The sequence below is a fragment of the Wolbachia endosymbiont of Drosophila leontia genome (genome assembly GCF_028981785.1).
GTDB classification, from domain to species: domain Bacteria; phylum Pseudomonadota; class Alphaproteobacteria; order Rickettsiales; family Anaplasmataceae; genus Wolbachia; species Wolbachia pipientis.
On the sequence record NZ_JAPQLK010000166.1, the window covers coordinates 1 to 506 of the forward strand.

The following is a 506-nucleotide window of genomic DNA, read 5'->3' on the forward strand; positions in this document are numbered from 1 at the left end:
ATGAATTTATTGTACGTTACCTACTATCCGAAGAGCGATGCAACAAAGCCATTCCAGTGTCAAGCACTGGGATGACACCATCATAAAGTGAACCAGTGTCAGCTACTTGCATGACACCATTTGTTGTACACTCACTTTTTCTTGATTTTTTAGTTTATCTTGCCTACCTACTTTGCCACTCTGCTGAACGGACAATGGCGTCAACTTAAGGAAAAATATCAGCGATAGTGTATAAAATTTCTCTCTAAAACTTTTACCATTAAATTATCCAGAAGCCGCAGGAAACAGCACTTTTGTTTCTATTTTATTTCAACAAAGAAGTTTAAAATGTGTCCTTTTTAGGTGAAACATGCAAAAAGGAAAAAATTTTATTCTACAAATTAAAAATATAATATACTCGAAAGCTTTTCAGAGAATCCATTGTGTTGGAAAAAACAGTTTTACACGAACAAGAAAACTTCCTTTTTCGACAGTATTTTCTATGATTTTAAAGTTAGTTAAAAAAA

General features: G+C 32.8%; 1 pseudogene. It reads left to right on the top strand.

The annotated features are described in order from the left end of the window. Positions 1-349: 349 nt before the first annotated feature. Positions 350-506, top strand: a pseudogene (locus tag OZD63_RS05730) (IS4-like element ISWosp8 family transposase); the annotation flags it as partial.